This is a genomic window from Paenibacillus ferrarius (assembly GCF_002027705.1).
GTDB classification, from domain to species: Bacteria; Bacillota; Bacilli; order Paenibacillales; family NBRC-103111; genus Paenibacillus_E; species Paenibacillus_E ferrarius.
The window spans coordinates 165,910-188,662 of the sequence record NZ_MBTG01000072.1 but is presented as its reverse complement, the minus strand read 5'-3'; the positions used below and the strand labels follow the sequence as shown (position 1 = coordinate 188,662).

General features: G+C 47.2%; 22 protein-coding genes. 16 read left to right on the top strand and 6 right to left on the bottom strand.

Translation table 11 applies throughout. The features are described 5' to 3' along the window. Positions 1-162: 162 nt before the first annotated feature. Both BC351_RS39895 and BC351_RS39890 read right to left on the bottom strand, forming a co-directional pair. Complete coding sequence (locus BC351_RS39895; RefSeq protein WP_079421232.1) at positions 163-963, bottom strand: WYL domain-containing protein; 801 nt, start codon at positions 961-963, stop codon at positions 163-165. Then, positions 950-2,263: a helix-turn-helix transcriptional regulator gene (locus BC351_RS39890; protein WP_079421231.1), complete on the bottom strand. Its 1,314-nt coding sequence runs from the start codon at positions 2,261-2,263 to the stop codon at positions 950-952. Before BC351_RS39890 ends, BC351_RS39895 begins: the two co-directional genes overlap by 14 nt. 157 nt (positions 2,264-2,420) lie before the next feature. Between BC351_RS39890 and BC351_RS39885 the strand changes: the two genes are divergently transcribed. Beyond that, entirely contained in the window at positions 2,421-3,839 is a 1,419-nt protein-coding gene (locus BC351_RS39885; protein WP_079421230.1) for an RtcB family protein, read from the top strand. Positions 3,840-3,899: 60 nt separating this feature from the next. Here BC351_RS39885 and BC351_RS39880 read toward each other — a convergent pair whose 3' ends face one another. Then, positions 3,900-4,298 (bottom strand): PIN domain-containing protein, encoded by a 399-nt coding sequence (locus tag BC351_RS39880; protein ID WP_158082390.1) that lies wholly within the window; start codon positions 4,296-4,298, stop codon positions 3,900-3,902. Continuing rightward, positions 4,288-4,512 carry a hypothetical protein gene (locus tag BC351_RS39875; protein WP_079421228.1) on the bottom strand — a complete coding sequence of 75 codons (225 nt, stop codon included), beginning with the start codon at positions 4,510-4,512 and terminating at the stop codon, positions 4,288-4,290. Before BC351_RS39875 ends, BC351_RS39880 begins: the two co-directional genes overlap by 11 nt. Positions 4,513-4,926: 414 nt before the next feature. Between BC351_RS39875 and BC351_RS39870 the strand changes: the two genes are divergently transcribed. From BC351_RS39870 to BC351_RS39850, 5 genes are read left to right on the top strand one after another with little or no spacing between them, the layout of a single operon-like run. Beyond that, positions 4,927-5,709: a nucleotidyltransferase domain-containing protein gene (locus BC351_RS39870; RefSeq protein WP_079421227.1), complete on the top strand. Its 783-nt coding sequence runs from the start codon at positions 4,927-4,929 to the stop codon at positions 5,707-5,709. 15 nt (positions 5,710-5,724) lie between these two features. Continuing rightward, positions 5,725-7,146, top strand: coding sequence for an RtcB family protein (locus BC351_RS39865; protein ID WP_079421226.1), 1,422 nt, complete (start codon positions 5,725-5,727; stop codon positions 7,144-7,146). Beyond that, a complete protein-coding gene (locus BC351_RS39860) occupies positions 7,143-8,462 on the top strand; it encodes an ATP-binding protein (protein WP_079421225.1) in 1,320 nt (439 codons plus the stop codon). Before BC351_RS39865 ends, BC351_RS39860 begins: the two co-directional genes overlap by 4 nt. Positions 8,463-8,498: 36 nt before the next feature. After that, a complete protein-coding gene (locus tag BC351_RS39855) occupies positions 8,499-9,089 on the top strand; it encodes an RNA 2'-phosphotransferase (RefSeq protein WP_079421224.1) in 591 nt (196 codons plus the stop codon). Continuing rightward, on the top strand, positions 9,070-9,864 hold the full coding sequence (locus tag BC351_RS39850; protein ID WP_079421223.1) for a TatD family hydrolase: 795 nt from the start codon (positions 9,070-9,072) through the stop codon (positions 9,862-9,864). Before BC351_RS39855 ends, BC351_RS39850 begins: the two co-directional genes overlap by 20 nt. 16 nt (positions 9,865-9,880) lie before the next feature. Here BC351_RS39850 and BC351_RS39845 read toward each other — a convergent pair whose 3' ends face one another. Continuing rightward, positions 9,881-10,690, bottom strand: a complete 810-nt coding sequence (locus BC351_RS39845) for a hypothetical protein (protein ID WP_079421222.1) — start codon at positions 10,688-10,690, stop codon at positions 9,881-9,883. A 91-nt stretch (positions 10,691-10,781) separates the two neighbouring features. Here BC351_RS39845 and BC351_RS39840 point away from each other — a divergent pair, with 91 nt between their 5' ends. Further along, positions 10,782-11,738, top strand: coding sequence for a 3'-5' exoribonuclease YhaM family protein (locus BC351_RS39840; RefSeq protein WP_079421221.1), 957 nt, complete (start codon positions 10,782-10,784; stop codon positions 11,736-11,738). A 392-nt stretch (positions 11,739-12,130) separates the two neighbouring features. On the opposite strand, the gene BC351_RS39835 is transcribed toward BC351_RS39840, so the two are convergent. Beyond that, on the bottom strand, positions 12,131-12,592 hold the full coding sequence (locus BC351_RS39835; RefSeq protein ID WP_079421220.1) for an Lrp/AsnC family transcriptional regulator: 462 nt from the start codon (positions 12,590-12,592) through the stop codon (positions 12,131-12,133). 280 nt (positions 12,593-12,872) lie between these two features. Here BC351_RS39835 and BC351_RS39830 point away from each other — a divergent pair, with 280 nt between their 5' ends. The 9 genes from BC351_RS39830 (at position 12,873) to BC351_RS39790 (ending at position 22,739) form a co-directional block, all read left to right on the top strand. After that, the gene (locus tag BC351_RS39830; RefSeq protein WP_079421219.1) at positions 12,873-14,258 is read left to right on the top strand and encodes an amidohydrolase family protein; all 1,386 of its coding nucleotides are present in this window, start codon (positions 12,873-12,875) and stop codon (positions 14,256-14,258) included. 28 nt (positions 14,259-14,286) lie between these two features. Continuing rightward, positions 14,287-15,282 carry an aromatic ring-hydroxylating dioxygenase subunit alpha gene (locus tag BC351_RS39825; RefSeq protein ID WP_079421218.1) on the top strand — a complete coding sequence of 332 codons (996 nt, stop codon included), beginning with the start codon at positions 14,287-14,289 and terminating at the stop codon, positions 15,280-15,282. Between the two features lie 199 nt (positions 15,283-15,481). Next, positions 15,482-16,561, top strand: a complete 1,080-nt coding sequence (locus BC351_RS39820; RefSeq protein ID WP_079421217.1) for an ABC transporter substrate-binding protein — start codon at positions 15,482-15,484, stop codon at positions 16,559-16,561. Positions 16,562-16,585: 24 nt separating this feature from the next. Next, positions 16,586-17,965 carry an amidohydrolase family protein gene (locus BC351_RS39815; RefSeq protein ID WP_244209340.1) on the top strand — a complete coding sequence of 460 codons (1,380 nt, stop codon included), beginning with the start codon at positions 16,586-16,588 and terminating at the stop codon, positions 17,963-17,965. 10 nt (positions 17,966-17,975) lie between these two features. Beyond that, positions 17,976-18,746, top strand: a complete 771-nt coding sequence (locus tag BC351_RS39810) for an NAD(P)H-dependent oxidoreductase (RefSeq protein ID WP_079421307.1) — start codon at positions 17,976-17,978, stop codon at positions 18,744-18,746. Positions 18,747-18,806: 60 nt separating this feature from the next. Continuing rightward, entirely contained in the window at positions 18,807-19,619 is an 813-nt protein-coding gene (locus BC351_RS39805; protein WP_244209339.1) for a creatininase family protein, read from the top strand. 49 nt (positions 19,620-19,668) lie between these two features. After that, positions 19,669-20,469, top strand: coding sequence for an ABC transporter ATP-binding protein (locus BC351_RS39800; RefSeq protein WP_425270968.1), 801 nt, complete (start codon positions 19,669-19,671; stop codon positions 20,467-20,469). An 18-nt stretch (positions 20,470-20,487) separates the two neighbouring features. After that, complete coding sequence (locus BC351_RS39795; protein WP_244209338.1) at positions 20,488-21,825, top strand: FAD-binding oxidoreductase; 1,338 nt, start codon at positions 20,488-20,490, stop codon at positions 21,823-21,825. A 17-nt stretch (positions 21,826-21,842) separates the two neighbouring features. Next, positions 21,843-22,739, top strand: a complete 897-nt coding sequence (locus tag BC351_RS39790; protein WP_173219965.1) for an ABC transporter permease — start codon at positions 21,843-21,845, stop codon at positions 22,737-22,739. The last annotated feature ends 14 nt before the right edge of the window (positions 22,740-22,753 follow it).

Here is a 22,753-nt window from a genome sequence, read left to right as displayed (position 1 = left end):
GTCGTCGTTTAGCTCCCGGTCCATACAGCAAAGGCTCTCGCAAGCATGCCGTATCATAACGGTTGCTGGGAGAGCCTTTGGTGGACCAATGGGCTGTTAGTTATTGTGTAGTTAATCTAGCATATTAAATCCTATTAAACAAGTGGGAATTAAGTTTATTCGCTACTTTTCCTCATATCTAGCCAGCGCACGTTTAACGGTATCCGCCATTCTTTTCTGCAAATGCTCGCCTTCTGTGACGCGGACCCGCAAACCGAGAAAGCGGATTTTGGTTAGCACGTACTCGGCCTCATTATTCATAAAAGTAAGCTGGATCGTATAGGTGTCAGTGGCTTCCTCATAGTTAACTTGTTTCTCGAAGCAAGAAAAGGCATAAAGAATCCTCGATAACTCCCGATTATACGTATTGACGACCTCGATTTTGGCGTGAGCCTGGCGCTTTTGCAGCAATTTATCAATGTTCGCACCCATCTGCGCGATTCGTTCCGGATCAATGATCAGTGCTTGGAGCGATTCGATATTATCGAGCTTGCTGCTCATCATGGCACGGTTTCTGATATGGTACCACAGCAGATACCATTCCTTTTTGACCAGCGAATATTCCAACTTATACGGAAAAGCCATTTCATCTGTGAAAACCCGCTCATCCTTTACTCGATAGGTAAGCTGAACAGCCGTTTGGCTGGCAATGAATCGGCGCAGCTCGCGCAGATGGGGATGATAAATGTGTTTCTCACGACTGCGGGCTTTCTCCAGGAAAGCCTCCGTTAAATCGAAGGCAGGATCTGTGGCCAGCACGGACTGCAGCTTCTCGCGTGTGAGCGGAGTGAAAGCATGGGCCGCAGTAGGGTGGTTTAGCATCGTTTTCAGCCAAGATCGCTCCTGCGATGTAATCATGAAAGTGCCTGAATCCTCTAGCTTAGCTATCATCTGGTAGTTAAATATCTTCTCAAACAGATTCATAATAAGCGCGAAGCGCCTCCCATTCTGCCATCATTTCCTTCCGAAAGAAGGGGGGCTCTAACACCTCACAGCTCGAACCGAAGCTGCGGATCCAAGGCTTTATTTCTGTCGTGCCATTGACCTGAATCTCAAAAATAAAGGCATCTTTCGTTTCTTCCGTAATGATTCCCCACTGCCCCTGAAGCTGGACGCGCTGCTTGATGAAATTGGAGGGGGTATCCACCGGATTGAAGAATTTGACTTTCACAGTGAGTGTTCGTCCGGTATCTATGACCCAGCTATGGGTAATCCGCTTTTCCAATTCGCTGCACTTTTCTGTAAAAAAGTCCGAAGGGACAGGCTCGCCCAGCTCAATCTGTGTCATCCCTTCCATGCGATATTTCTTAATCCCGTGTCTGGCATCATACGAAAGCATATACCACCTGCCATATTGGTGATCATAGACGATTTTGAGCGGCAGCGTGGTTTCAAGCTTTCCTTCCATTTCCCGCTCGAATAATGGATTCGTATTTTTGGAGGAATATGATTGGGTATTTTTGGGCGAAAAATAAAAAAATGCGACCTTGCGGCGGCTCTTTATGGCGGAAAGCAGAATGTATAAGTGAGCTTCATCCAAAATCCTCGAATGATAATGATATTTATAGAGAAATGGCTCCACTTGCGTTGGATTGGATGAGGTCCGATTCAACTGCTTTTTGAGTCCATCTCGCAGCAAATAGCCTTGAACCGAGGGGACTTGCGTATTCGACATCACATCAACAAAGTCATAGAGATCAACCAGCTCATCTTGGCTTAATTCTTGAATTAAATCATTATGGATGCGATAGCGATTGGGGCGCGGGCCTGGCACTTTTCTGATCACACCGACGTCTTCTAAATATTTCAAATCGTTTCGGATGGTCTTCTCGTCAGGAAGGGCAGCCTCCGCAAGCAGATCTGCGCAGCATATATCCAACAGCTCCATCGCCGTAAGTGCTTGATCCTTCAAAGCAGCAAGAAGTTTGGAAATCCGCTGACTTTCCGATTCTTTCAATGACTTGGCGCGGAACAAGAACAGCAGCATGGGATCTGTGGAGTCGAAATAGCTGTAGCGCAGCATCTCCGTGAATTCTTTCCTCTGTTCGTCAGGCACCTGTTGGTACATCGCGGCCACAATTTCTTTTAATCGGCGCAGTGTTTTATCAAAGGTATGAACCGATATCCCGAGTCTTTCCGCAAATTGCTGCCGGCTGTACGCCCCGCTGGTAAGGACCAGCATTCGCAGAAACTGAATTTCTTTATCAAAGCTTTCTTTAGCCAAAATCAATCCCCCGCTCTGCCTAACAACCTGCTCTTATTGTAACAGGAGCATCATTTGGAGAAAATGGAAACTTTTTAGGTGTCGTCATACTTTCGCCATGTTCGAGCAGTTAGAAATAAGCGAAGATAAGTGCATAAGAACAACGGAGGTTAGTGCAATGGACTTAAAACCAATCACACATGGAAACAATCATTATGAAATGCCGCTGGAGCACGGCAACCTGCATGTATTTGCAAATGCTGAAGTGTTCCAATCTTTTGAGGACAAAGTATTTGAAATGGCTGACAACAATCTGCGAATTCCGCGTAACAAGCATATGAGCTACACGCCGGATGCCCATGTGGGGATCGGGACTTGTATCGGAACGACTGCGGTATGGGGGATGATCGATGGCTTCGTATCTCCTTCCATTGTTGGTGTTGATATCGGCTGCGGCATGCGGGTGCATACGACACCTTTGCATAAAAAGGACATTCAAGACAAAGAAATCCGCAGAACATTGATTAAGGCTATCGAAAAATATGTTCCTACGAATGAACGAACCAATACGAACTATGCGGATATTGATATTATACAAGTGGTCAAACATGGGCTGAAGGGGCTTCCTGAGCTCTATAGATCGAACGAGCAATGGTTGACCCATGTTGAAGAGTCGACATTTAAGTTTGATCATGCGTACCTCGAAAATTTGCCGCCCAAAATTCAAAAATACGCACATGGACAACTCGGGTCACTGGGTGGTGGGAACCATTTTATAGAAATTCAATATCTGGAGATCGCGGAAGCGCATAAGGATTTGGCGGCAAAATGGGGCTTGTTCGACGGTCAAGTTGTCGTCATGATTCATTCCGGCTCTCGTGCTTGGGGCGCTCGTTTAGGCCAAGAATTTACGAAGGTTTTCAGAGCAGTGATGCAAAGCTGGGGTGTGGAAAATCCGGACAGAAATTTGCTGTATGCTCCAATTGAGAGCCGAGAAGGGCAAACCTATTTGCATTTAATGTACTCGGCATTGAACTTTGCGGTAAGCAATCGACACATGATTGCCTATGGGGTGCAGGAAGCTTTCCGCGAAGTGTTCGGCGGAGAGACTGAACTGCCCGTGCTGTATGACCTGATGCATAACTATGCATTAAAAGAATTTCACCGTAATCAAACGATGTTGGTTCATCGGAAGGGTGCGACAAGAGCGCTGCCGCCAGGCCATTTCCTGAATACGGCTGCATACAAAGAAACCGGTCATCCGGCGCTCATCCCCGGCTCGATGGGAACCTCGTCCTACATTATGGTCGGGAAAGAGGAAGGTGCGAAGAACTTCTATTCCATCTGTCATGGCGCAGGCAGAGCTAGATCCCGTAAGGCAACGAAAGCCTTAGTTACTGTTGATCAATTCGCCCAATCGCTCAAAGTGGGAACGGATGAAGAAATTCTGGTGAATCATCGTTCTTTGCAAACGATTCTGGATGAATGCCCACAAGCGTACAAAGATGTGGATCAGATTATTGATAGTGTAGTAGGTGCATCGCTGGCGGATGTGGTGGCTGCTTGTAAGCCGATGGTTGCGATTAAGGGTGTTTAGAGGAGCGTGAGGGACAAAATTGGGTGTCATGTGAGGTAAAGGTTTTTTTAGATGATAGAATTATTTGATTAAAGTTACACCATATTCTTCAACAAAATGCATGCCTCTATCTTTCGTGTAAAGTGATAATTCATAAATTCTAGCCGTAGCTATTATTAAGGCATCCGGTGTTTTAATAACTCTGCCGTATCGTTGTTTTTGCTCGCGACGTATCTCTCCGGCGATTTGTGCGATTTCATTTGAAACCTCAATAAAGTTGTCATTTCCTAAATTAATTATTTGTTCAATTTCTTTTATATCTTTGGCTCCGCTGAGCAATTCACATTTAGAAATGACTGACATACAGAATATGACGCCCTCATCGTGTAAAAACTGTAGTTTTTGAGAAATTTCAGGATCGGAAAGAATGAGCCCTATTGCAATATTTGTATCAAGAATAGCTCGAACCTTACCAGTCATTTCTTGCCTCCTCAACATCTCTTGCCCAAGCTTGAGCTCTTTCTTTGCTGAGTCCTTTTCCAAGTTCTAATAAGTTTTGTATATTCATGCTAGTAAGTTCTTCGGAAATATGTCCATTCTCTAAATCGATGTTAACTTTTTTATAAGTGACATCCAATTTAGCAAGAGCTTCTTTAATTAGATTTAATGTATAAGCATCTAGTTTTTTGGCCAATTTCAACACCCTCTTTCCGTAATTATGTTCTAAGATTAGAATAACAGCAATTCACGAACTGAACAAATAGGGCTTCGCATTGGCCAAAGAAGCTTTGATAACTTTTATTAATAAGTATGATCGCTATAATTAATCTTTCCGCCTGGAGCGGATTGACAGTTCCTGGCTTTGACTCGTATGATGTTTGTAAATGAATGGAAAGGAGGCCGACGATATGATTCGCAATCAAATTTCTATGAATAACCTGACAATTGAAGAGCAAATTTTACCCTCGGTCTCGACCGGACTTTTGACAAATACGTAGATAGGCATCGCATGGTGCATATTTCGTGTATAGAAGCCGTAGACGCTGTTTGGTCTATGGCTTTTTGACGTTTTTCTAACACAAAGAAACATAAAGAAAGGGTGAGTCCCATGACATTTGATATAAATAAAATCGATCGTGAGCTGCAACGGATTGAGCAAGAGGAGGGGGTGCGGATCCTTTATGCCTGTGAATCCGGCAGCAGAGCATGGGGATTTCCCTCGAAGGACAGTGATTATGATGTAAGGTTCATCTATGTAAGGCCAACAGACTGGTATTTATCCCTATTCGAGAAACGAGATGTCATTGAGTGTCCGATTAGCGACCAGCTCGATATCAATGGGTGGGATTTGAAAAAGGCGCTCAATTTGTTCCGCAAATCGAACCCGCCGCTGCTCGAATGGCTGCAATCGCCGATTCAGTATATGGAGCAGTACTTGATAACGGAGCGAATCCGTGCGTTATCGCCGCTCACTTTTTCCCCGAGATCCAGTATGTATCACTATTTGCATATGGCTAAGGGGAACTTCCGGGAATATTTGCAAGGCGATTATGTGAAAATCAAAAAGTATTTTTATGTGCTTCGCCCAGTGCTTGCCTGTGGGTGGATCGAGGCGTATGGCAGTATGCCGCCGATGGATTTTGAAGAGTTGGTTCAGCGCATGGTGCCGGAATCAACATTAAAACAAGAAATGATGACGTTGTTGACACGGAAAAAGGCTGGGGTTGAATTCGACCTAGAGCCGAAAATTACGGTCATCAACGATTTTCTAGAACGACAAATCGCGTATTTTGAAGAAACCGCCAAACACATCGTTGTCTCTGAAGAAAAGCAGGATGCGGCATTAGATGCCTTATTCCGAGAGGCGCTGAAGGAGGTTTGGGGTTCATAGAGAGGAATAAACCGAATGAAAGAACATTATATTCAGCAGGTCCAGCTCCCATCGGGGGTTGTACATGTGTATGCAGGGCCGGAGCTGTTCAAAGCTTTGGATTATCAAGTGTTTCAAATGGCTAACAATAATTTGCAGATTCCGAATCAAGTATATATGAGCTATACGCCTGATGTGCATGTCGGTGTAGGCACTTGTATTGGCACAACGGCTGTATGGCGAACTGAAGATGGCTATGTGTCGCCTTCTATCGTTGGCAGCGACATTGGCTGCGGCATGCGGGTGCATATGACGAATCTGCATAAGGATGAGCTGAAAGACGTGAAGCTTCGCCGCAAGCTGGTGAAGACGATTGAGAGGTACCTGCCGGTAGAGGATCATGCGCGCGGGCATTTCTCTGACATCCGATTAGAACATGTCGTTACGAAGGGCTTGCATGGCTTGCCCAAAAAGTACATCCCCGATGGCTATACGCCTCGAAAAGCAACTTCGCTGACGCATGTAGAGAGCAGTAAATTTAGTTTAGACGAAAATGCGTTGAATCGCTTTCCAGACTCGGTTTGGCATCGCTCGCATCGTCAGCTTGGGACACTGGGAAATGGCAATCATTTTGCGGAAATTCAATCGATTGAGATTGCGGAGGAGAACCGGGAGATCGCAGAAGCCTGGGGGCTTTTCGATGGTCAAGTTATTGTTATGATCCATTCAGGATCACGTGCCTGGGGCGGCTCGGTCAATCAGTACTGCAGCAGCGATATGCAGAAAGTGATGCGAATGAATGGGCTAGGTACGGCAGACCCGAAGCTGCTGTTCGCGCCTCTCGAACATCCGGCTGCTCAAAACTACGTCAATCTGATGTATGCTGCGCTTAACTACGCCGTAGTCAATCGGCATCTCATTGCTTATGCGATTCGTGAAGCGGGCAAGGAACTGTTTGGTTCCAAGTTTGAAATGACGACCTTGTATGATCTCATGCATAACTATGCATGGAATGAGGAGCACAAGGAGCAGTCGTATTTTGTTCATCGCAAAGGGGCGACGCGAGCGCTTCCCGCCGGACATCCAGGCAATCCAGAGCCTTATGCCGCGACAGGTCACCCTGCGCTGATTCCAGGTTCGATGGGAACGGCTTCCTATATCATGGTAGGAGCTCCGGACGGTGAGGCGAACTTCCACTCGATCTGTCATGGAGCAGGGCGCATCCGCTCGCGCAGCGCGACGAAAAGAGTGGTGACCCTTCAAGAATTCGCTGCCGCCATGCACGTAGGAACGGATGATGAAATTGTTGTGAACCAAAGGTCATTAGAGTCAATTCTCGATGAATCGCCTCAGGCTTATAAAGATGTCGATCAAATCATTGAAAGTGTTGTTGGGGCTGGCTTGGCAAGCGTTGTTGCCAAATGTAAGCCTATGGCGACAGTAAAAGGTGCAAAATGAATCAGTTGAATATGAAGACTAAGGTAAATGAAGCAGGCGCCGCCGCCGTATCCGCTCATGTGAGGTCTGACGGAGGCTCGCTAACCGCATATCGAGATTATGCTTACGTGCTCGAACGCATTCAAACGGTTCTGGGTGAACGATACGGGAAACATTTCGAGCCTTATATGAGCGATGACGGGAAAGAAGAGTATTGGGAAATGCTTGAGCAGGATGTGAAGAGCGGAAGTGGTGATGTCCATTTTGTCACCCGAATCTTTGATCATATGGAATCACGTGCTTTTGGCATGAGTGGAGAAAATGAGGCTTCAAGCTATTGCATCTATCCGACGCTGCGCAACAATGTGTTTGCTTATCCGGGATGGGGAATTGCATTAGCCAGAGTGCCAACCTTTCGCCTGCATGGAATTGGCGTGGAGGATTTCGTCTTTGCGGAAAATGATGCCAGTTTGCATCGGTTTCTGGAACATGCCAGACAGCGGCGGCGGGATTTGGACCGCAGGCAAGTGACCGTTTTCACCGATGGACCTCATGGGATGGAGAAAGAGCTTACACCTATTACCCGCATGGTGGACCGTTCGGAGGTTATCATGAAAGAGGATGTAAAGACCGATATCTATCGTTCCATCGATCAATTTTTTACGGAGGATCGAGCTTTTTTCAAGGAATATCAGCTTCCATACAAAAGAGGGATTCTGCTGTACGGCAAGCCAGGCAATGGGAAGACGACGCTCGTTAAGTCGATCGCGGGCAGTGTGAAAGCGCCAGTCGCGTATTGGCAAATTACGGAGAACACCTGCAGCGATTCGATTCAAGAGGTGTTTCAGGCTGCGGCCAATATGGCGCCTATGATTCTGGTGATTGAAGATATAGACGCTATGCCGCAGAGAGCGAGATCCTATTTCTTGAACATTTTGGATGGCGCGACCTCCAAGGAAGGGATTTTCCTCATTGGCACAACGAATTATCCGGAGCAAATAGATCCTGCGCTTATGAATCGTGCCGGCCGCTTCGATCGAGCTTATGAAATCAAGCTTCCGGACATGGTGCTGCGAGAAACGTATTTAAAGCAAAAAGGGATGAACAAACTTCTAACGGAGGCACTCCTTCACATAACGGTAAAGCAAACAGACGGCTTTACGTTTGCGCAGCTTAACGAATTATATGTATCGGCCGCACTTCAGTGGCATTATGAACAATGCGTGGACATCGAGATGCTGGTGAAATCCATGAAAACGGAGCTGCACAAAGGGCAGACGATGTCGTGGATGAAAGAAGAATCGGAAATTCGAGTAGGATTTCTGGTGAATGAATGAGAAAAATAAACAATTAATTAGCAGGGTGTGAATGATATGTTAGATAAAGAAAAATATACGAAATTAAGCAAGTTTATGAGCAAAATGCTGCGGCATTCGCCTGAAGAATTTGGCCTGAGCCTTGACCCTGTCGATGGCTCTTGTCCGACAAGCGAGCTGCTGGGTGCCCTTCATAAGCAAACGAAGTGGTCGGATATCGGTGTCGGAGATATCGAAGAGGTTGTGGAACGTTGTGAGAAGCAGCGTTTTGAGATTAAGGGAGAGCGCATTCGCGCCCGCTATGGGCATAGCCACGATAAGGTCGGATATCCAGCAGCTGCTCCTCCAACTGTGCTGTACCATGGAACGAATGTGCAAGCAGCGCCCTCAATTCTGAAACAGGGCCTGCGCTCCATGCAGCGTCATTATGTGCACTTATCAGAAGGGCTTCACTTTGCCGCGCTTGCTGGCAAGCGAAGAGGGGAATTAGTGATTTTGGCTGTAGAGGCTGAGAAGGCTTCGCATGCCGGAGTTGTTTTCTATTATGCAGGTAATGAAGTATGGCTTGCAGATCGTGTGCCGGCTCAGTTCTGTTATGTGTATGAACACGCCAAGGAGGTAGGAACCAATGAATCCATCCCTCATTGATATTGGTGTTAATCTGATGCATCGCTCGTTTGACACGGATCGGGATGCCGTGGTCGCCAGCGCGTTGGAAGCGGGAGTTTCGCCGCTGATCCTCACGGGAACGAGCTTGAGGAATAGTGAAGGAGCGGCGCGATACGCCGAACAATTTCCGGGGAAATTATTTGCGACGGCAGGGGTTCATCCCCATGACACGCGGCATTGCACAGCTGTAACTCTAGGCAAACTGCGGCAATTGGCAAAGCTTCCGCAAGTTGTGGCCATTGGGGAATGCGGTTTGGACTTTAATCGGGATTTCTCGCCTCGCGACGTGCAGAAGAAATGGTTTGAAGAGCAGATTAAGCTTGCTTGCGAGCTGCAAATGCCGCTGTTTCTGCATGAACGAGAAGCGCATGTTGATTTCGTTCGACTTTTGAAGCCTTACATCGGTTCTATGAACAAAGCGGTTGTTCACTGTTTTACAGGCACAATGCAAGAGCTTCAGACCTACCTGCAGCTAGGTTTTTACATCGGAATTACGGGTTGGATCTGCGATGAACGGAGAGGCAAGCATCTGCGTGAGCTTGTGAAAAGGGTGCCGCTTGATCGCCTTATGCTGGAGACGGATGCCCCTTTTCTAACGCCTCGTGATTTGCCTGTGAAGCCTCGGGATGGCCGTAATGAGCCGCAATTTCTTCCCCACATTGCTGCGGCAGTGGCTGGTTGTTTGGGGAAGACGGCAGAAGAAGTGGTTGATGCCACGACGCGGACTTCACGAGAATTTTTTGGATTGGAGTAAAAGATAGCTTAAAGCGCTAACTCAGTCTTACGATAAGACCTTCAAGCGCAGAACTGCCCCATTCCGCATCGGTAGCAAAAGTGGGCTTCTGATGCCATGAAGTATCCAATTGATTTGCGGCCAGCGCATAAGCCATCGTGACACAGGCGGCCACGGCGTCGCAGGCATCCATCTGCATGCTTGGTTTCAGCCCGGCAATACATGTATAGACCGTATCCTTTACCTCAATGTGTAGAGGATATTTGTCATTGAAAGAAGCGATAAACGTGGAGAGCGGCATTCCCCTTTTGAGCCCCAACATACGCCATGTGTGGGAGGGATAAACTTCATAAACACAGGAACGCGCTGTATACTGCTCGGAAAAAGGGTACACATTCACGCCGCTGCGCACTAAATGGGCAAGCAGCTTGAACCCGCCATAGGTGAGACCCAACATATTGATAGGCGTCTTGGAGAGTGGGCTTTTGGCGTTCAAGGCGGCGTCCGTGCGTCGCGTTGGTGTCTGGGCTAGCGAGGATATGGCATGCTCAATCTGCTCTTTGAACTGTACTCTTGAGGTTTGGACGGCCAAGTCATAGAGCGATGACCAATCCGATAATGTTTCCAAGTGCTCATAGATGAACGCAGGATAAGCGAATGGCATGTCCATGCCCCAATAGGCTTGCTGAGCTGTAATATGGTAGTAAAGATCCAGCCGTTCTTCACAATGGATGATGTCTTGGATGTGCAGAGTTCCAGCGGTTAGCTCTGCGCGTGCGAGGAAGATTTTCTCAGAGGGATTAATCGCTCCGCTAAAATCACAACCATAAACGATTTTTGTCTGCATAAAACGTCTCCTGAAATTTCTATTGGGTTCCATTCATCCATTTTATCATTTTCGTAGTATAATGTTTCTAATGACAAGTGGAGGATATCAAATGACTTTAATTAAGCAAATGCAAGCACCTGACGAGTTTGTCGGATTTTATCTTATCAAAGAGCTTGAAGTGAAACAAACGAATACGACGCCTGCCAAGGATTTCATGGACATTATTCTGTGTGATGCTAGCGGCCAAATTTCAGCGAAGATGTGGGATGTCAGCGCGACGGATAAAGAAACGTTCTTTCCCATGACCTTGGTGAAGGTCCAAGGCGTCATCCAAACGTACCGCGATAAGCTGCAAGTGAAGATTGGCCGCTTGCGCAAAGCGCTGCCTGAGGATGGCATTCAAATGACGGATTTCATCCGTTCGGCGCCTATTAGTCCAGTTGATCTTATTCATACGATAAATCAAGTTCAGGAGAGCATCACGAATCCGACGATCAAGTCGATCGTTTCGTTCTGTGTTACCAAAGTCGCAGATAAACTGAATCATTATCCGGCAGCCAAAACGCATCATCATGCCTATTTTGCCGGTCTAGCTTATCACATCGTGCGCATGCTTGAGATTGGTGAATTTATTTGCAAGCAGCGTCCATTCCTCAATGCGGATTTAATTAAAGCAGGCATTATTCTGCATGACATCGCGAAGCCGGAAGAAATGATTGCACAGATGGGAATCGTTAGTGATTACAGCGTGCAGGGGAAGCTGCTCGGACATATCTCGATGGCCTCGAACTGGATAACCGAAGCGGCGCTTAACCTCGGGATTGATCTTCAATCCGATGTGGTTATCGGCCTGCAGCATATTGTGCTGTCCCATCATAATCTACCTGAGTGGGGAAGTCCGGTACTGCCTCAAATTCCAGAGGCGGTTGCTCTTCATTATATTGATTCCATGGATGCGAAGCTGCAAATGGTGGAGGATACGCTGCTAACGACACCGGAAACAGAAGCATGGACACCGATGATTCGCGGTCTAGAGAATAAAGCGATGTATCGGTTGAACTTATAAGTTGATACTGAATATACCCTGTTTATTTTGCTAAATTCCTGCAAATGTGCATCCTTTTTGGTCATGGAAGGGTCCGAATCCATAGATTCCTGCGATTATGCAGGCTTTTGGGGCTTTTTCGTGATTAGAGGATGGAAATGCTGAAGAAGCCTGCATAATCGCAGGCTTTTCTGTTTTTCAGCCGATTCCGCCAGAAATACCTGTATTTTTGCAGGCATTCTCGTATTTGAACCTTACGCCCTGAGCAAATGAAGGCGCAAAATCCTCAGAAATTCATTTTATCAACTCGCGTTCGTCATTTATGTAAACAGCAGCAAATTTCGGTTAAAAACAAAAGCCTATAAGTCCCTTTTTCAGGGACTTATAGGCTTTTTGTTTTTCAGTGTGCGATCCTACAACTCCAGTCCAGTGCCTTGTTTGAATCGTTTGATGACAACTTGGGTGTTGACCCGCACTACGCCTTTTAGCTTATAGATGTTTTGATAAAGGAAGTCCTCCAGTGAAGCGTCATCTTTGAGCAGGGCGTGCATATGGAGTGAGCTGGACCCCGTCATTTGATAAATACTGATGACATTGGCGTCGTCTGCCAGTAAATTCCCGACCTCTTCGACATACCGCGGCTCCACTTCAACCTCAAAAAAGGCACTGACCACTTTCCCAAGCTTCGTCACATTCAAACGAACTGTGAAGTTCTCGATGACATCTTGTTCAATCAGATTTTCCACGCGCTTCTGAATGGCAACACGAGATAGATTAAGGGTTTCACCGATTTTGGCAAAAGACATTCGTCCATTGTCATGCAGTAATTTGATGATATCCTGATCCACTTGATCAAGGTGAGGCAGATCTAACATACGCTCATCTCCTTTGAAATCTAAAATATATACAATTGTTGCTAGAAAAGAAGTTTTTGTATACAAAAAGCAAAATCATAGCGAAAACGAAGCTATTGTTAACCGAAATACCGAAAATGAACACCAAAACGTAACTATTCAGGATGTTCTTATTTACAAAGTTAGTTGACTGAATATTCGATCACACATATAATCGTGTCAATAAACATAACACAAAACAAAGATTCTTTAAATTAGTGGTAGATAAATTAACATTTTAGAATTATTAGGGGGTGGTCACATGTCAAATAAACTGATTTATAACGGCACCGTATTAACGATGAATGCCGCCAATCAGATATTTAAACCTGGCTATGTGTATATGGAGCATGATGTCATCAAGGAAGTAGGTGAGTGGAAAACAGACGGAAGTATGGATTATCTGCTTGCGAAGTCATCATACAGCTACAATGCAGCAGGTAAAGTGGTTATTCCCGGGATCATTAACGGACACACCCACTTGTTCCAAACCTTCATGAGAGGGGTATCCGACCATTCGCCTTTAGCCCAGTGGCTTAAGGAAATTATATGGCCTATGAGCCTTGCCATGGAACCGGAAGATTTCTATTTGGCCGCATTAATTGGATGTATCGAAAATTTAAAATCAGGCGCTACGTATATGATGGACCATCATTATATTCACACGTATCCGGAGAACGACGCGAGTGTGCTGCGGGCGATGGTCGATTCGGGGATTCGAGGGCATTTGGCTCGAGGGGGCTCAGATTTGGCTGGGGAAATACGCTTGCGGGAAACGGAGGAGATGATCTTTGGCAGCACAGATCGCTTGCTTGATGAATGGGATGGCGCTGCGTCCGGCCGTATTCGAATCGCTCTCGGACCGCTGAACCTGTACGGCTGCTCCAGGGGATATCTCGAGAAAGCGGCGGTTTTCAGTCAAGAACGCAAGCTAATCTCACACGTTCATGTCGCTGAAACGAGAGAACAGATCGATACTACGATGGCTCGCTATGGCCTGCGCAATTTGGAGCTGCTGAATGAAGTAGGCCTGTTGGGTGAGCGAACGCAAGTCGTTCATGGGGTGTGGCTGGATGATGGCGAATTGGAGCTGATCAAAGCTAAGCAAGCTTCTGTCATTCATTGCCCAGTCTCCAATATGTATTTAGCTTCTGGTGTAGCCCGAGTGCCGGAAATGCTGAAAATGGGCATTAATGTTGCTTTAGGCACGGATGGACCGGGCAGCAACAACTGCCAAGACAATTTGGAGGTGTTGAAGTTCACGGCATGTCTGCACAAAGTGAATGAGCTGGACGCGACGTTGCTGCCTCCGATGGATGTTCTGCGAATGGCAACGGTGAATGGTGCCAAGGCCGTAGGACGTAGTGCGGATTTGGGCAGTCTTGAGCCGGGGAAGAAAGCGGATATCGTAACCGTCGATATGTTGAAGGCGCATATAAGTCCTGTACATCGTGCCTCCTCATCTTTGGTGTATAACGCCAATGGCAATGATGTTGATCTTGTCATGGTCGGCGGGCAGGTTGTCGTTGAACATGGGAGAAGCACGTGGATCGACGAGCGGGAGGTTTTGCAAAGAGCTCAGGCAAGAGTTGATATTCTGCGCAGCAAGCTGGCTGGGCAGTACCCTATTTTCGCCACTATCGAGTGAAAAATAAGACTAACGGAGGATGATTGTTATGGCATTAGAGCGACTGCAGGATCCTGTTCTTGAAAATGATTGGCACGCGGTTTATCTGGCATCTGAACTGAAAGACCAACCGGTGGGAGTTATTGTGCTCGGGGAGAGAGTAGCTATTTACCGCTCAAGCAAGGGCGTGCATGCGCTGCAGGATCTCTGTATTCATCGTGGAGCGATGCTGTCCAAGGGCTGGGTGCAGGATGACATTCTCGTCTGCCCTTATCATGGCTGGCAGTATGATTCCTCTGGTCAATGTGTTTGTATTCCTGCGCAATCCAAAGGCGAGAAAATCCCGGCCAGAGCCAAAGCGCAGGTCTATGCCTGTGAGGAAAAATACGGCTTCATTTGGGTATGTATTGGCGAAGTTGCTGCGCCATTGCCTCATTTTGAAGAGTTTGCCAATCCGGAGTATCGTCCATTGCCCTGCGGTCCTTACAAGGTAGCAGCAGCGGGAACACGCGTAATTGAAAATTTCACGGACTTTGCTCACTTGATGTTCGTGCATCAGAATCTGCTGGGTCACCCAGATTATGCGGAGCTGCCTGACTTTCAGGTGGTGAAGGAGAAGGAACGTATTTATATCGAAAATATTCCGATTTTCCAGCCGGTGGCTCATTCGGGTTCGGACAAAAAGGAAGGCACGACTTACGTTTATAGGAAGGAAGTCTATCGTCCGCTGTCGGCGCGACTGTCCAAAGCGGATCCGAGCAACGGTCAGACCTTGTGGATTATGCTCACCGTATTGCCGGTTGCAGCCGAAGAATGCGTCGTGTTCATGATGGTTTCGCGCAATTATGCCTATGACGTGGATGATGCTAACTTTATCCATTTCCAGGATATTGTTTTTGATCAGGATGCCAAGGTAATTGAGAGTCAGAAGCCGGAATTGCTGCCGCTCGATCTTCAAGTTGAACTGAACCATAAGGTGGATCGGTTCTCCATTGCGTATCGTCGCTGGCTGAAGGAATTAGGAGTTAAAGTTGGAGTGATTTAATGGAATGTTCGTCTTTCGTGTAAATATATTGTAAAAAATAAACATATATCTTGGAATTGGAATGAAAAGACGTACTATTTATTGTAATTAAAAACAAAACGTAAGTAATTGCGTTGACGCGCATGTGCTGTGAATCTATATTTGACTAAAGGTTGATACCTGATTTGTAGAGAAAACCAAATATGGAGGGGAAGTTCAAATGAAACGAATTCAATTTACGAACGTGCTTGTTGCCAAACGTCCAGTGGTCGTATCGCTCAGCTTAGTGATGATCTCGAGTATGCTTGCCGCATGCGGCAGCTCAAGCACATCGGTTTCAACAACACCAGCACCGTCTACTGCTGCTGCGGCTTCCGTATCTCCGGCTGCCACGTTAGCGGCTCCTAAGGCTGTGGTTCCATCGACGCTTGTTCTGAACTGGTTCGCAGAACCTGAGCATGGTGGCAACTTTGCAGCTTTGGCCAAAGGATATTACAAGGATGCAGGATTTGATATGACGCTAATGCCTGGTGGCCCTTCGGTTTCTTCTACACAAATTGTCGCTTCAGGCAAAGCTCAATTCGGTATGGCCAATGGCGATGATATCTTGGTAGCCAGACAAGAAGGAATTCCAGTTGTTGCTATCGCAACTTCCATGCAGAAAAGTCCGCAAGCGTTGTTCTATCACAAAGATTCAGGGATCAAAGATTTCTCGGATTTAAATGGGCATAAGGTGTATGTGGCTTCAACGGCAAGCTTCTGGCAGTTTATGAAAAAGAAATATAAATTAGACAATGCTCAAGAAATGAAATATACAGGTCAATTAGTCAACTTTGTCAATGATAAAAATGCTTTAACACAAGGCTATGTGACAAGCGAGCCATTCACGTTGGAACAGCAAAAAGTTGAATTCGGAACCTTGCTCAATGCAGACTCGGGTTACAACATCTATGCGGGTGTGTATTTTACAACGGAGAAAATGATTGCTGAGCACCCTGACCAAGTGAAAGCGTTCGTTGAAGCTACCGTCAAAGGCTGGGATTACTACAAGGACCACTCCGAAGAGATCAATCCAAGCATTAAAGAGAAGAATCCGGATATGGGCTTGGATATGATGAAATTCAGTGCTGCCAAAGAAATGGATTTTGTTTTCGGTGGAGATGCAGCGACCAAAGGAACTGGCATTATGACCAAAGAACGCTGGGAAGAAGTGCAAAAGCAGCTCGTAGATGTGGGCATACTTAAATCCGCAGAAAGCATTGATAAAGTGTTCACCACACAATTTATGCCTAAGAAATAAGGAGAAACCTAGGAGGTGGCCGTATTGGCTTCTGTAACGAATCTGGATATCGTCAATGTTCGATTACCTATGGAGGATGAAGAGTGCTTTTATCGCCTAGCGATTCGAGATGGCAGCTGGACGCAGATTCAGAAGCAAGAAGCGGATACTGCCCAGCCTGGTGCAGTTTCACTGGAAAGGTGGGCATCTGCTCTAGGGGCAGGCGAGTCAGGCATACCGGTTATTGATTTGGAAGGTAAAATCCTGCTGCCTGGCTTTGTCGATGCCCACATGCATCTGGACAAATCATTTTCGTTAACCTCAGTGGACAATCTAAGCGGAACGTTGGAAGAGGCCGTGCGGAATTATTCGCTGGCATCCCCGTCCTTCAGCAAGGATGAGATCAAATCAAGAATCATGCGTTCCTCGTTGCAAGCTTTGTCCTTTGGCACAACGCACATTCGAACTCATCTGGATTTCAACTTAAGAGCCTCGCGCGAGGTAGCCTTACGTACAATAGAAGCGGCTTTGGAGGCGAAAGAAGCGCTGGCGCCTTACATCCGCTTGCAGCTATTCCCGATGTGTCCTTACAACTTCATGGCGCTGGATGTTGAAGCGATTGAGGAAGCTTTGCGAATGGGCGTAGATGGGATTGGCGGCGCACCGCATTTGTCATCAACGGCGAAGGAAGACATTGATTATATGTTCCAATTGGCGGAGAAATACGATGTGCCGATTGATCTTCATTGTGATGAAACCGATAATCCGAACATGCGGACGATTGAACATATTTCATGGAAAACGAAGTCTGAAGGCTATTCGGGAAGAGTGACGGTTGACCATCTATGCGCACTTGCTTCCATGACCGATCACGATGCCCATGGCATTATTGAGCGCATGGCAGAAGCTGGTTTGAAAGCCGTATCCTTGCCTGCTGTGAATCTGTATTTGCAAGGCAGACACGATAGCTTCCCTGTTCGTCGGGGAGTAACCAGATTGAAGCAAATCTGGGAAGCCGGCATTCCGATTGCTGTCGCTTCGGATAATATTCATGATCCTTTTCACCCGTTTGGCAGGGGGGATCTAATGCAAATCGCGCTTATTGGTTCCTATGCGGCCCATATGGGGCGGCCTGCTGATCTCCGCACACTGCTGCGTATGATTACAGATGTTCCCGCAGAGGTATTGGGACTTCAAGCGCATAGCATCAAGTCAGGGAATGAAGCGAATTTTGTTGTCGTTGACGCCAATACGCCGGAAGAGCTTTTCACCTTGCTGCCTGAACGGCGCTGGGTGTATAGCCAAGGAAGCTGGGTTCGAATGGCAGCTAGTAAAGCGGAGTGGCAGGAGCCAGCATTAGCGCAGTTTTGGAAGGAAGCAAGCGAACAAGTATCCTTTCATAAGCATGAATTCGCGAAAGGGTGAAGATTTCTCTATGGCGAACCTATTAGTCATTTATTACAGCGCATTCGGCCATGTCTTTCAAATGGCGCAGGCGGTTGCCGATGGTGCCAGTCAATTCGGAACTCATGACGTGCGAATCGTTCGAATTCCAGAAATGATTGCGCAGCAAAACCGGGTGATTCAGCAGGATAAAGAACGACCGCAAGCCGAAGATGAGAAGCTGGCAAGCGCCAAGGTGTTATCCCATCAATTCCGTCTGACAGATCGCTATAGTAAATATGAAGCAGCACAAACCTTGCAGCAGGCAATTCCGTTTGCAACGAATGATGATTTGCGCTGGGCAGATGGCATTCTATGGGGATTTCCAACCTACTACGGAACCATGCCTTCCCAAGTGAAGTTATTTCTTGAAATGGCGGGGGAGCTTTGCATCGAAGGCGCGTTAGAAGGAAAGCCGACAGGGATATTCAACAGCACGGCTTCGATTCACACGGGACATGAAGCAGCTATATTGACGTCGATGGTGCCGTTGTTTCATTTTGGCATGATTTTCGTGGGATTGCCCTATTCGGAAAATCCAGAATATTTGACAGCCGATGCCATTGGATGTTCACCTTATGGCGCTTCAACTTTGGCTGGACCCGACAGTTCGTTATCTCCAGATCCGCGGGAACTCTTGATGGCTGCCAGGTTGGGCGAAAGAGTTGCGGATGTGGCCGCTGCTTTGCAATTGTTTCAAGCACACAAGCAGGATCGCAATGAATGTAACTTTGAAAGCTTAAGATCCACTACTCACTTATGAGGCGGGATCTTTTTTCATACGAAGATGTGCACACCTAGCACACAGAAGGAGGTAGTCACCTTGGCATACAGTCGTTATACAGGGAAAGCATGGGATCGTCACTTTTTTCCTCGCCTAAGTAAACTGGAGGTTGCAGAGGTTCCAAAGGAAGATGCTCTGATTGTGCTGCCAGTAGGCGCTGTGGAACAGCACGGACCTCACATGCCTGTCTTTACAGATACTTTAATTTCCGAGGTGCTATTAACAGAAGCTTTCGAGCAGCTGCCGGACGAAGCGAATATTTGGCTGCTGCCTGCGATTCCTTATGGGAAAAGCACAGAGCACTTAGGACATCCAGGCACAATTACGTTGTCGGCGATGACGCTGATGGCTGTCGTGATGGACATTGCCAAAAGCCTCAGCAGAAGCGGTTTCCGCAAATTAGTACTCGTGAACACGCATGGGGGCAACACGGATTTATTGAATATGATGGGGCGGGAAATTCGCATCGAAACGGGCTTGGCTGTATTTCGCCTAGATCCTGGCGGGCTTGGAGGCGCAGATGAATGGCTTACCCCACTTGAGAAACAAGCTGGTATTCATGCCGGTGACATGGAAACCTCGTTGGTGATGTCCGCCTTGCCGCATTGGGTTCATATGGAAGTGGCTCCAACCGAATATCCGAATTATCCCGAATCACGTTATTTGGGACTCCGCAATCGCGCCTTTGCTTGGGTCATGGATGATTTGTCTGAATCCGGCATTTCGGGTGATGCCACGACAGCTACGATAGCCAAAGGTCAGGCCATGACCATAAGGTATGGAGCCATGATCGCAGAGGCGCTCCTTGAATTTCAAGCTTTTGATATGAAGACATTAAGATTGGACCGATAGAGGCGAGGGCTACAACCAAAAGCATGATAAGGAGATGAAGGCAATGTCCATGAGTTCTTCGCTGATCCATACATCTGGCAAAGATGCATCCAATGCCAAATTTGTAACGATGGAGAATCTGTCCAAGACGTACCCGAACGGGACGATTGCTTTGCGGGACGTTAACCTGACGATTAAAGAAGGCGAGTTTCTATGCTTTGTAGGCCCGTCCGGCTGTGGGAAATCAACCATTTTCAAAATGATTACAGGGCTGGCTAAGCCAAGCAAAGGCACCTTGGATGTGTTTGGCACAACGCCCAAAGAAGCACGTAAGCAAAGCGATATCGCTTTCGTTTTCCAAGACCATACGCTCCTGCCATGGTCAACGGTGGAAGCGAATGTGAAATTGCCGCTGGCCTTGCGAGGCATGGATAAAAAAACACAACACGAAGAAGCGCAGCGAGTTCTCGAGCTTGTGGGCTTGAAAGATTACATGAAAGTACTGCCCCGAGAGCTATCCGGCGGTATGAAGATGCGTGTATCGATCGCGCGAGCGCTCATTTCTCGACCCAAGCTGCTGCTTATGGATGAGCCGTTTGGCGCTTTGGATGAAATAACACGCCAAACGCTGCAAATGGAGCTGCTGAATATTTGGCAGCAGGATAAATCAATGACGGTGCTGTTCGTTACGCATAATGTATTTGAATCTGTCTTCCTATCGACAAGTGTCGTCGTCATGACGCCGCGTCCGGGTAAAATATCAGCAACGATCGACATTCCGGTCCCTTTTCCAAGAGATGAAAGCTACCGGACAACAGCACAGTTCAGCGATTTGGTAAGAGATGTGAATGCGGCTTTGGAACATGAATAGGAGAGGGTGACCATACGAATGGCGATGTATACAGGCTGGGAAAAAGCGCTGAAAGAGCAGTTCAGTGAAGAAATCGTTCATGTCGATGACGCGACAAGAGAGAAGCTATCCAAAGATTATTATTGGTACTCCCCGGTACTTAATCGCCAGTTGGAGCATATCCAAGCAGCCGATGCTGTACTCATTCCTCGAAATGCAGACGAGGTGGCACGGATACTGGCTTTTGGCTATCAGCATCACATTCCGGTAACGGTTCGTGGAGCTGGCACTGGCAATTACGGTCAAGCGGTTCCCCTGCAGGGCGGTATTGTCATGGACTTAAGCCGGATGGATGAAATTCTAGAAATCGGCCCTGGATTTGCTCGCCTGCAATGCGGAGTCAGGCTCAGTATCATTGACAAGAAAGCCCGTGAAGCAGGGCAAGAAATCCGCATTTATCCAAGCACCTATGTGAAAGCAACTGTCGGTGGATTCGTCAGCGGAGGCTCCGGCGGCATCGGGTCAATCACGCATGGGAACTTATGGGATGGCAATGTATTGGAAGCTGTCGTCTATACAATGGAAGAAACACCGCAGCGACTGGTTATCCGTGGGGATGAATTAGTTAACTATATTCACAATTATGGGACGACGGGCATTATGACGGAAGTGACGATTCCTTTGTCCCCGCGAACGGATTGGGCTCAAGCTATTGCGCATTTTGATACCTTTGAGAACTCCATGCTCTTCGGAGAAGCATTAGCAAGAGAAGACGCAATTCCCAAGCGACTCGTCGCTCCTATGGAATGGCCGATACCCTCATATTTCGTTCCGTTTGCGAAAGTGATTAAAGCTGAACTGGCAGCTGTTATGCTTGAATTTGCTGAAGACAGCCTGCCGCTTGTTGAAGCTCTTGCTGCTCGTTATGGCGGCTGCATTGGTCATTATATGGAAGCTAAACAATACCGCAAAACGATTGGCGTGTCGGATTTTACATGGAATCACACAACACTGTGGGCTATGAAGACGGATGCTTCGATGACCTATCTGCAAGCCGGCTTTAAGCTGGATAGCTATATTGAGCAAATCCGTGAACTTAAAGCCAAATTCGGCGATGAAGTGTATCTTCATTTCGAGTGGGTACGAAGCGGTGGCGCGATTACCCCAACCGCCCTTCCGGTTGTCCGTTTTCGGAGCGAAGAACGGTTGTATGAAATCATCGCCTTCTGCGAATCCATTGGCGTGAAGATCTTCGATCCGCATACATGGGTACTTGATCATGGCGGGCGTGGAGAAGTTGGCAGCATGGAACGCAAGAAACGGGAGAATGACCCTAGAGGGCTGCTCAACCCGGGGAAAATCATGGTTGAAACGTAAATAAGGGGGGGATGAACATGGCTGTAGATTCGAAATACCTGCAAATATTACCCGATGAAATATTTCCTGCCCGCGAGCGAGCAGCTTGGGCAAACCGCCTCGAAGACGGGGCGTCCCCCGGACTTCGGCTGCTGCTCCTTTTTAAACATTTACTGCCACCGTTGGTCGCCTTTGTTGTGTTTATTGGCGGCTGGGAGCTTATTGCCTATCTCATGAAAGCCCCGGTGTATCTCGTGCCTAAGCCTTCCGATATTGTGGCGGCAGCTATCGAAAACAAGTCATCCCTGTGGGTATCCGTCAGGACGACTACGCTGGAAGCGGTGCTTGGCTTTTTCCTCAGTATCATTTTGGGGGTAGCGGGTGCTATTCTTCTGGCAAGCTCCAAATGGATTGAAAAAAGCGTGTACCCGTATGCCATCATTTTGCAAACCATACCGATTGTTGCCGTTGCGCCTTTGATCGTTATTTGGTTTGATGCGGGTGTGAATGCGATCGTCATCATTACGTTTTTGATCGGGTTTTTCCCGATGTTGTCGAACACGCTAATTGGTTTGAATTCTACGGATCAAAATATGAGCAATTTATTTTATCTCTACAATGCCAATGCCTTTCAAACGATGTGGAAGCTTCGCATTCCCGCTGCACTGCCCTACATTGTAGCTGGTTTGAAAATATCTTGTACCTTGTCTGTTGTCGGCGCTATTGTCGGCGAATATATTGCCGGCATTGGCGGAGGGCAGGGCGGGCTTGGATATGCGATTACTTACGCAGCCGCCCGTTTGAAAACACCCTATCTGTTCGCTTGTGGGCTTTCAGCTTCTGCGTTAGGCATTTGCTTTTTCCTCCTTATTAATGCTTTTGCCAAATGGCTGCTAAGTTCATGGCATGAATCCGAAATGAAGAAGGACAATTAATCAGATATAAGATG

Coding starts and splice junctions, on each gene's coding strand:
- BC351_RS39800 (WP_425270968.1), top strand. CDS start 19,669: ATGAGTTCTTCGCTGATCCATACATCTGGCAAAGATGCATCCAATGCC.
- BC351_RS39840 (WP_079421221.1), top strand. CDS start 10,782: ATGACTTTAATTAAGCAAATGCAAGCACCTGACGAGTTTGTCGGATTT.
- BC351_RS39825 (WP_079421218.1), top strand. CDS start 14,287: ATGGCATTAGAGCGACTGCAGGATCCTGTTCTTGAAAATGATTGGCAC.
- BC351_RS39795 (WP_244209338.1), top strand. CDS start 20,488: ATGGCGATGTATACAGGCTGGGAAAAAGCGCTGAAAGAGCAGTTCAGT.
- BC351_RS39880 (WP_158082390.1), bottom strand. CDS start 4,298: ATGACTGGTAAGGTTCGAGCTATTCTTGATACAAATATTGCAATAGGG.
- BC351_RS39820 (WP_079421217.1), top strand. CDS start 15,482: ATGAAACGAATTCAATTTACGAACGTGCTTGTTGCCAAACGTCCAGTG.
- BC351_RS39860 (WP_079421225.1), top strand. CDS start 7,143: ATGAATCAGTTGAATATGAAGACTAAGGTAAATGAAGCAGGCGCCGCC.
- BC351_RS39790 (WP_173219965.1), top strand. CDS start 21,843: ATGGCTGTAGATTCGAAATACCTGCAAATATTACCCGATGAAATATTT.
- BC351_RS39830 (WP_079421219.1), top strand. CDS start 12,873: ATGTCAAATAAACTGATTTATAACGGCACCGTATTAACGATGAATGCC.
- BC351_RS39850 (WP_079421223.1), top strand. CDS start 9,070: ATGAATCCATCCCTCATTGATATTGGTGTTAATCTGATGCATCGCTCG.
- BC351_RS39885 (WP_079421230.1), top strand. CDS start 2,421: ATGGACTTAAAACCAATCACACATGGAAACAATCATTATGAAATGCCG.
- BC351_RS39855 (WP_079421224.1), top strand. CDS start 8,499: ATGTTAGATAAAGAAAAATATACGAAATTAAGCAAGTTTATGAGCAAA.
- BC351_RS39845 (WP_079421222.1), bottom strand. CDS start 10,690: ATGCAGACAAAAATCGTTTATGGTTGTGATTTTAGCGGAGCGATTAAT.
- BC351_RS39865 (WP_079421226.1), top strand. CDS start 5,725: ATGAAAGAACATTATATTCAGCAGGTCCAGCTCCCATCGGGGGTTGTA.
- BC351_RS39895 (WP_079421232.1), bottom strand. CDS start 963: ATGAATCTGTTTGAGAAGATATTTAACTACCAGATGATAGCTAAGCTA.
- BC351_RS39870 (WP_079421227.1), top strand. CDS start 4,927: ATGACATTTGATATAAATAAAATCGATCGTGAGCTGCAACGGATTGAG.
- BC351_RS39810 (WP_079421307.1), top strand. CDS start 17,976: ATGGCGAACCTATTAGTCATTTATTACAGCGCATTCGGCCATGTCTTT.
- BC351_RS39835 (WP_079421220.1), bottom strand. CDS start 12,592: ATGTTAGATCTGCCTCACCTTGATCAAGTGGATCAGGATATCATCAAA.